General features: G+C 50.4%; 2 protein-coding genes and 1 pseudogene. All 3 read left to right on the forward strand.

The genetic code is table 11. The annotated features are described in order from the left end of the window. Positions 1-18 precede the first annotated feature (18 nt). Positions 19-144, forward strand: a complete 126-nt coding sequence (pilO2, locus tag ACGF7G_RS22385) for a type 4b pilus protein PilO2 (RefSeq protein WP_387468480.1) — start codon at positions 19-21, stop codon at positions 142-144. Further along, positions 131-616 carry a type IV pilus biogenesis protein PilP gene (gene pilP, locus ACGF7G_RS22390; protein ID WP_387468479.1) on the forward strand — a complete coding sequence of 162 codons (486 nt, stop codon included), beginning with the start codon at positions 131-133 and terminating at the stop codon, positions 614-616. Before pilO2 ends, pilP begins: the two co-directional genes overlap by 14 nt. A gap of 13 nt (positions 617-629) precedes the next feature. Further along, positions 630-1,072 (forward strand): annotated as a pseudogene (locus ACGF7G_RS22395) (pilus assembly protein); the annotation flags it as partial.

The following is a 1,072-nucleotide window of genomic DNA, read 5'->3' on the forward strand; positions in this document are numbered from 1 at the left end:
AGCTTCAGTAGTCGGGTGATGCCAGCATGGCTATTTGCTGAACTGGATGATACAGGGCTGCGACTGAACAGCCTCACGTTTACCCTGACCTCACAGGGACAGTTAACCTATCAGACCGAGGGATACATTTATGCCCGGAAATAATACTGCCTTGTGTATCAGTGTGTTAAGTGGGCTAATTTTTATCAGTTCACCCGTATGGGCAACAGAGGATAGCGCTCTTTCGGTAATAGGGATGACAGAAGCCTCTGCGGGGGTGACGGTGGGACAGTTAGAGCATTTACACGCGAAAAATCTGTTGCTGGAAGCGGAATTGCAGCGGGCTAAATTACAACGCCAACTGGCAGAAAGTCAGCCTTTGGGGTTAACGGGCAGTAATGACATTGATTTGCCGATGACCGTATCACCGGTGATAACGGCGGGACAACCTGTGACCCGTCCGGTGGTGCAGGAGATTTATGGTCGGGGGCATGCATTGCGGGCGAGCGTAAGCCTGCCGGGCCGCGGTGTGATGGAATTCGCTGTCGGTGACGCAGTGCCTGGCACTCAGTTCAAAGTTAAGGTGATCACGCTTTCTGCGGTCACGCTAAGTGATGGTTCGGTATTAACGTTCTGAGAGAAGACAGGGAATGAAAGAAAACATCCAGGTTAATGATGCTGTGTTGCTGTTATGTGAAGAACAACAGGCTACGGTATTAATTGACAACCATCGTCGGGGCGACCCACAGGTCCAGACTCGGGTCATGCAATTACTTGAAGCCACGCCAGAGGCCGAAATTCGCTTTGTCAATTTGTCAGAATTGCAGGCGAACCGCCAGAAACAAAATCAGCGGACGAATGAACAGGGCGTGTGTCTGTCGGACTTAACTGATGTGAGTGAACGCCAGAAGCAGGTACTGACCTGTTTTGAACTGGCAAAAAAACTGAATGCGTCAGATATTCACCTGACTATCAGTCCAGGATTGACCCGAATTGAAATGCGTATTCACGGTGAGCTGGAAGTCGTCAATGAACTGTCGGAAGAGGAGGGAATGGCACTGGCATCCACGATCATCCTGTCGATGTGTGATGT

Origin of the sequence: Photorhabdus sp. RM323S (assembly GCF_042879375.1) — a bacterium.
GTDB lineage: Bacteria > Pseudomonadota > Gammaproteobacteria > Enterobacterales > Enterobacteriaceae > Photorhabdus > Photorhabdus tasmaniensis.